The organism is Nostoc sp. S13, assembly GCF_029379315.1.
Classification (GTDB): domain Bacteria; phylum Cyanobacteriota; class Cyanobacteriia; order Cyanobacteriales; family Nostocaceae; genus Nostoc.
Window position 1 is genome coordinate 1 of sequence record NZ_JAQYWQ010000197.1, and the last position, 7,272, is coordinate 7,272.

General features: G+C 41.6%; 8 protein-coding genes. 6 read left to right on the top strand and 2 right to left on the bottom strand.

Going from position 1 to position 7,272, the window contains the following annotated elements; genetic code table 11:
• The first annotated feature begins 93 nt into the window (after positions 1 to 93).
• Entirely contained in the window at positions 94 to 2,109 is a 2,016-nt protein-coding gene (locus PUQ00_RS31575; protein ID WP_300423849.1) for a hypothetical protein, read from the top strand.
• Between the two features lie 16 nt (positions 2,110 to 2,125).
• On the opposite strand, the gene PUQ00_RS31580 is transcribed toward PUQ00_RS31575, so the two are convergent.
• Positions 2,126 to 2,467: a type II toxin-antitoxin system PemK/MazF family toxin gene (locus tag PUQ00_RS31580; RefSeq protein WP_300423851.1), complete on the bottom strand. Its 342-nt coding sequence runs from the start codon at positions 2,465 to 2,467 to the stop codon at positions 2,126 to 2,128.
• Positions 2,452 to 2,649, bottom strand: a complete 198-nt coding sequence (locus tag PUQ00_RS31585; RefSeq protein ID WP_300423852.1) for a DUF2281 domain-containing protein — start codon at positions 2,647 to 2,649, stop codon at positions 2,452 to 2,454. The genes PUQ00_RS31580 and PUQ00_RS31585 overlap by 16 nt, the downstream gene beginning before the upstream one ends.
• Positions 2,650 to 3,313: 664 nt before the next feature.
• On the opposite strand from PUQ00_RS31585, the gene PUQ00_RS31590 reads away from it, so the two are divergent.
• The 5 genes from PUQ00_RS31590 to PUQ00_RS31610 all read left to right on the top strand — a co-directional run bounded on the left by PUQ00_RS31590 (position 3,314) and on the right by PUQ00_RS31610 (position 6,929).
• Positions 3,314 to 3,865: an alpha/beta hydrolase gene (locus PUQ00_RS31590; RefSeq protein ID WP_300423853.1), complete on the top strand. Its 552-nt coding sequence runs from the start codon at positions 3,314 to 3,316 to the stop codon at positions 3,863 to 3,865.
• A gap of 99 nt (positions 3,866 to 3,964) precedes the next feature.
• A complete protein-coding gene (locus tag PUQ00_RS31595; RefSeq protein WP_300423854.1) occupies positions 3,965 to 4,537 on the top strand; it encodes an HdeD family acid-resistance protein in 573 nt (190 codons plus the stop codon).
• A gap of 38 nt (positions 4,538 to 4,575) precedes the next feature.
• Positions 4,576 to 4,719: a hypothetical protein gene (locus PUQ00_RS31600; protein ID WP_300423855.1), complete on the top strand. Its 144-nt coding sequence runs from the start codon at positions 4,576 to 4,578 to the stop codon at positions 4,717 to 4,719.
• 12 nt (positions 4,720 to 4,731) lie between these two features.
• The gene (locus tag PUQ00_RS31605; protein ID WP_300423856.1) at positions 4,732 to 6,804 is read left to right on the top strand and encodes a family 10 glycosylhydrolase; all 2,073 of its coding nucleotides are present in this window, start codon (positions 4,732 to 4,734) and stop codon (positions 6,802 to 6,804) included.
• Positions 6,801 to 6,929, top strand: coding sequence for a hypothetical protein (locus PUQ00_RS31610; RefSeq protein WP_300423857.1), 129 nt, complete (start codon positions 6,801 to 6,803; stop codon positions 6,927 to 6,929). The genes PUQ00_RS31605 and PUQ00_RS31610 overlap by 4 nt, the downstream gene beginning before the upstream one ends.
• The last annotated feature ends 343 nt before the right edge of the window (positions 6,930 to 7,272 follow it).

Genomic DNA, 7,272 nt, shown 5'->3' on the forward strand with positions numbered 1-7,272 from the left:
TTTGACTTTGCCACTCTTCAGATGTACGGAGCTTGTTCAAAACTCAAATAGGATTCCTATGCCAGTAGGAAAGTTAGAGAAATACACCCAACGATGAAGCCAGAAATCTACACAAGTAGAGAGGGCTTTAAGATTCGACTTACAAAAGTTTTTCAAGCTGATCCCAGGCAGAAGTATCGCAAAGAGGTGGCGCGATACAGTACCCGTGGCGATGTTTCTTTTGTAGGTCGCAAGATTTTGGATGCACTCAGAAGCCGCTTGGGATTATCCGAAATGGAAGCAACTGCTATTGAAGATGAGATGTTAGCAGTTGTTCGTCAGGAATTTAGACAAAAGTTACAGCAATATGAGCGGGACTTCAGTGAGGCACTCCAGCAGAAAGTAGCTCTCAGTGAAGATGACTTTAATACATTAAGACAGAATCTTCAGCAAATTTTAGGGCTGAGGAATGAGGATACAATACCAATAGAGGCGCAGGTTAAGGTAAGAATTGAAGCATATAAGCAAAACCTGCAATACTATGAGCAGGCCTTAGCTAAGGCAATGCAACGAGAATATCCTCTTAGTCAAGCTGCTCGCGATCGGTTGCAGAAGATGCAAAAGGTATGGAAACTCACTGATCAAGATAGAGCTTCACTTGAAAACCGCGTTACTGCTGAAATAGAGGCATATCGACATAAATTGCAGGAGTATGAACGGGTATTTACTATAGCAACACAACAGCAGTACCCTCTTAGTGAAGCAAAGCGTCATGAACTGCGACAAGAACAGCAAAACTTAAGTTTAAAAGATGAAGATATTGCTCCACTTGAAGCCAGAATTATAGCTGAGATTGAAGCCTATCTGCAAAAGTTACAACAGTATGAGCAGGTATTTACCAAAGCAATACAGCAGCAATATCCCTTGAGTGCAACACAGCGTAATCAACTGCGGCATCAGCAGCAAATCTTAGGTCTCAAAGATGAAAATATTGTTCCAATTGAAACCAGAATTACGGCTGAGATTGAAGCCTATCTGCGAAAATTACAACAGTATGAACAGGCATTTACCAGAGCAATACAGCAGCAGTATCCTCTAAGTACAATACAGTGTAACCAACTCCGGCAGCAGCAGCAAATCTTAGGTCTCAAAGATGAAAATATTTCTCCAACTGAAGCCAGAATTATAGCTGAGATTGAAGCATACCTACAAAAGTTACAACAGTATGAACAAGCGCTAATTCAAACAATTCAGCATGAGTATCCGTTTAGTGAGGAGATTCGTGAGGAATTAAAGCGATATCAGCAGGTTTTGGAACTTGGGAATGAAGAAGTAGTACGAATTGAAGAAAAAGTTGTTAAACAAAAACAGACAAATAAAACTCAAGTTCAGCAATCAAATACTTCTCAACCGTCAGTAATGCCATCACATTCACTACATTCATCGGTATTGCCAACTCCAATTGAATCAGAGCCAGTAAATTTTGATACAAAGACGTTTTTGGAAGAGGCAAAAGCAGATGAATTCCCAACTCAGCTTTTATCAACGCGAGTAACTCAGGTAATTCCAGAAATTAAGCCAGTCAAAACTCTTATATTACCCCTACAGTGGATAGTTCCGTTAATATTGGTGGTATTATCAGGTTGTTTAGGAATCTTTGTGAAGCTGCGATCGCCATCAGGGCTATTTCCAATTTTTTCCAATCCCATACAAACTCTCAACCCTACCACCGAAGCGACACCCATCACGCGATCGCTTGCTAACCTTTCTCCTGGTTGGGTAATTAAAACCAACAAGCAAATCTCTTCGGTAAACAAGCAATCACTTCCCCCTGGGACTTTTTTAGAAGTTATTGAGAAAAGATCAAACCTCAAACCTACTTCTCTTGATTTTTCGGTGTCTATGCGAGTCTGTGCTAATAAAAGTACACAAACTCCAGCTAATACTAATAACCCAAGAGTAATTCCCTTAGTTCCATTAAATTCAAAACCTTTGCCGGAAACAGTATTGCTGAACTTCTCCCAACTAAAGAGTTTTGCCGTATCTGTTTTACAATCAGACGAACCAAATCCGTATAGAACTGTCACGCAACCACCAGTTATTCAACCACCTGACACCAGTCCAACTTAGTCAAATACTCGATACACTACAGGCTTGAATACTGTATAATTTCAATAACTTTATTAATCACCTCTATTAATTTTTCAGGTTTGATTTGACCTGCTTGATATAAAACAATTTGTTTATCAGCAGTAAAAATCCGATTGGGTCTGATATTACTTTGCTGATTTAATCGACCGTAGCTAAAATCACTATTATCTAATTGAATAGCATAGATATCGCCAACAGATTTGCTAGTAATTTGGCAAAGAATTAGGTCATCTCCCTGAAGTTTAGCAATAACTAAAGCAGGTCTGCGTTTTGTTTGAGTTAACTCTGAAAATGGAAATGGAACAATAACAACATCGCCTTTTACAAATCCTGCCATGCTGCATCTTCCTCTGGTCTTAACCAATCTTTTTGGAGTGATGATTCACTCATAATGTTGATTTCTAAGGTTTTATCTTTCTGGTACTTAGCTTGTAAGAACTGGATAAAATCTAAAATTTCCTGCAACAGGGGTTCAGGTAATTTATCCAGTTCTTGAGTAATCTGTTCTTTAATCATCATTGTCTTCCCTTGTATTTAGGCAATATGTAAAATAATACTTATAATATCGATTTTTAAAGTGAAATAAAAGGTTAAGTAAATTCTGCCTCTTAAGGTTAATACACTTATCCTACACAAGACAGATATAAGTAGCAAAGCTTCAATAATCAAAATTTATAATACATCATAGCAGTGATCGCTACTAAGAAGCTACTAACAATAGTTATTATATTTGCGATCGCCACTCCTGATTGCTTGAAATTAGGCATCTAGAGTATTCTTACTTTCAGATGATGTTAAATTTGTACCTTCTGAATGAGCCTCTTCAACCTATAGCAGGAGTGTCATTTTCTATTAAACGCCTACTATGAAGGACTAGGAAATCAAATCACAGTATATCTGCTTTCAAATTATGGACTGGAAGTACAGGTGGAAAAATGGCTATCGACCAAGCCGAGATGAAGCGGCAAAAAACCCTCATTTGTTAGATGAGAGTCAGTTCGAGAGCGAGCAAGACCGAAAGCTAGCTGAAGAATCTGCAAGGAAACATTTGGGTGTACCGGCACCAACTTTAGACGAAGAGCACTCGATATTACCTCATGCTGTGCCTAATGAAAAGGCTTAATACTAACACATAGGCGTTTTTTGCCTATGTCTACTCCATACCATTATAAAGTTAGACAAAATGCTGATTTATCAACTTTTCAATCGATTAAACAATAGGAAATTCACAAAGTTACTCACTCAAGCAGTAGCTTTAGGCGTAGGCGCTATTGTTCTATTCTCAACTACTAATGCCAATGCTGCCGAGCAAGTTGTTTTAAAGTATGGTACTTTTCAGGGACAAATATCTGTTGAAGAATTAAGTCAGTTTACAGAAACAGGCAAGACTACCCCGACGTTAAGAGCCTATTTGCAGGCGGCCCAACAAGACCCCGCATTAGCTCGTAAGGCACTGAAAGCTCCAATAAAAGCCGATCCTGCCTTTTTAAATAGCTTACTATCTAGTTGGGCAGGGCCAATTTTAGTTAACCAAATTGGTGAAGTAGTTCACCCTCCCGCAGGACAACTAGATCAGCAGTCCCTGCGAAGCGCTTTAAGTACATCTATTAAACAAAATGGTGAAATTACACTGCTTGGAGCCATTCAGAACTATCCAAATACCTCTGTTGAACTTGAAGGCGATCGTCTCATCGCTGTTTATGAACGCCTAAGCAATCTTGCAGAACTTTTGTAAGTTAATACTGATGAGTCTATCTTAGGGTTCATACCCTGTTACTTAGAAATTCCCTAACCTAAATGTAGAATTGAGTTGAAGAATAGGGAAAAAATTTTTATGACAACCGACATTTCTAGAGATACTAACAAGGATGTTAATGGGTCACTGATAACTGGTGTTCTCCTGAGTATTTTGGGGGTTGTTGCGATCGCAGCGCCTAATTTCACCACCATATTCGCCGAAACTTGGATTGCAGGGATTTTGATTTTCGCCGGATTTACAAAACTAGTTTATGCCACTCAAACCCGCGACCGAGGAGGTTTTATTTGGAAACTTCTCTTGAGCGGACTCTATATTGCAACCGGGATAATGCTGTTTGTTTACCCTTTTACAGGTGTTCTCACACTGACTCTGTTGCTTGGCACCTTTTTGCTGACTGAAGGCACATTCGAGTTAATTCTGGCATTCCGGTTACGTCCGCAACAAAACTGGACTTGGATACTAGGTGATGGTATTATTACACTGCTCTTAGGCGCAATGATTTGGTTCCAGTGGCCCTTCAATGCGCCCTGGCTGATTGGGACACTAGTTGGTATCAGCATTATTTTCACCGGTATTTCACGCGTAATGCTGTCATTGAATGCGCGTTCTACTTTGAATCCTCCTGACCAAACTGCAAAAGCTACTTAGTAGATGGGAGTGGGGAGTGGGGAGTGGGGAGTGGGGAGATGAGGAGAATAACCAATACCCAATGCCCAAACTTGAGTAATCAAAGTTTACAAGACATTGCAGCAGCGATGCCTACTGTTGGCTACGCCTACGCCAACAAAATTGCTAAATTAACTAAGGAAATCAAAATTAAGGCCAGCTAGCTGCAATCAACAATGGTATCTATTACTCCTCCCTTCTCGGATGTTCAAAACCATTGGGCACGCTTATTTATTACAGCTTTAGCCCAACGTGGTATTGTGAGTGGGTTGCCTAATGGCATCTATCGCCCCGATAACTCACTCACCCGTGCTGAATTTGCTGCCATAATTGCTAAGGCATTTCCCACAGTTTCCCAGAAGCGGCAGTATGTCCCCTTTGTTGATGTACCCATGAATTATTGGGCAGCAGCCGCCATTCAAACAGCTTACGAAAAAGCATTTATTAGCGGATTTCCTGATAATACCTTCCGTTGGGCTAACCGAATTACTAGAGTAGAAGTCTTAGTTTCCGTGGTAGCTGGCTTAGAAATTGCCACCAAAGTAAAACCTGATCTCCTCTCAGCACTTCCACAAATTTATCAGGATTCTATTCAGATTCCTGGGTATGGCAGAAATCACGTAGCTATTGCCACCAAGACTGGATTGGTGGCTAGTTTCCCAAATGTGAAATTACTCAACCCCAATCTCGCAGCCACCCGTGCAGATGTGGCAGTGATTATTTATCAAGCTTTGGTGTATTTAGGTCAGGCAGAAAAAATTGCCTCTAATTACCTTGTGATGGCACCAACACTGACGCCGACGCCGATACCCACGCCCACACCAACACCGATACCAACACCCACGCCCACACCTATCGGTAGTGTTAAGTTAAATCATAGCCGGGAGTTCCGAGGAGCATGGGTAGTATCTGTGTGGAATGGTGATTGGCCTTCCAAAGCGGGACTTTCTGTTGCCCAACAAAAAGCTGAACTCACCGAGATTATTACTAAATTACAAGCGCTAAATTTCAATGCCCTAATGTTCCAGGTGCGACCGGAGGGAGATGCATTATATGAATCCAAATTAGAGCCTTGGAGTGCTTGGATTACAGGGACTCAGGGTGAAGCACCAGAACCATTTTATGATCCTTTAGCGTTTGCGATCGCAGAATGTCACAAGCGCAATATTGAACTTCATGCTTGGTTTAACCCCTACCGCGCCAGTACTTCCACCGATCCAGCCAAAACTGTCCGTCCCCACATAGCAGCTACCAATCCAGAAAGCGTTTATTTGTGGAAAACTCAACGCTGGATGGACCCAGGACTGAAAATAGTTCAGGACAGAGCTTACAACGTAATTATCGACGTAGTGAAGCGCTACGATGTTGATGGCATTCACTTAGATGATTATTTCTATCCATATCCCATCGAGGGACAGTCTTTCCCCGATGACAAAACCTACGCTGCATATAAGTCAGCCGGTGGTACACTCAGCCTTGGTGATTGGCGGCGAGACAATGTTAACAAAATGGTACAGCGCCTCTGGCAGGGGATTAAAACAACCAAACCTGATGTTAAATTTGGTATTAGTCCCTTTGGCATCTATCGCCCTGGACAACCTGCTGGTATTACTGGGTTGGATGCTTATAACGTGCTGTATGCTGACTCAAAGAAATGGTTAGAACAAGGCTGGATTGATTATATAGCTCCTCAACTTTACTGGCGCACAGACCAACCACAACAAAGTTATTCGGCGTTGCTAAAGTGGTGGACACAGGTAAATACCAAGCAAAGACACGTTTACGCTGGTAACAATTTGACAGAACCAAGCAACAAGAGTCGGGAGAGTGATGAGATTGAAAAGCAGGTGAAAATTAGTCGTAGCCAAGCTGGACAGTTGTCACTAGGGAATATCTTCTTTAATCTCGCTGTTTTGAGGGAAAATAGTCAGGGTATTGCTGATAAATTTCAAAGTCTGCTTTATAACAAACCTGCGCTCCCGCCAACTTTGCCTTGGCAAGATACAACACCACCTCCTCCACCCATTGGATTACAAGTAAATAACCGCAAATTGAGTTGGCAGCCTGGAGATAATCAGCCAGTTCGTTCTTGGACACTTTATCGGCTGAGTGGCGATACTTGGACAATTGGGCGAATTTTGTCTGCTGGCACAACCTTTGCTACCGTCCAACAAGGGGGAACCTATGCCGTGTGTGCGGTGGATAGATTAGCGAATGAGAGTGTGGGAACAGTTATTACAGTGAGTTGAACCAGAGTGCTGCCTATGAGTGCGATGCTTGGGGCGGGCAACGCGATCACACTTATGCTGTTGTGTGGTATGTGTGCGATGGCGTAGCCCAGAGCAGACATCGCACTTTTGATCTCAATGTCTGAGCCGTCCCCCCAATGCCTTGGCTATCGTGTATACACAGGTCGAATTACCCCCCTTAATCCCCCCTTATAAAGCAGGGCTGTTTCATTCCATTTCAAACAGGATTTGTCAAGATGGTTAGCGAGAAAATTGTAAGTAAAAGTGACCCTGAGATGAACATTTAAGCACTTAAATATCAGTAAGATAGTTCATTTTATCGGCACGCTGGTAACAAAATAACTAATTTTTAATTGCTATAACCCTTGATTTTTAAAGCTTTTTAGGGAACGAAACAGCCCTGCCTTATAAAGCAATACGGTTCAGTTAAGCCTGGAACTCAGATAAAATAAGCATTATTCACAAGCA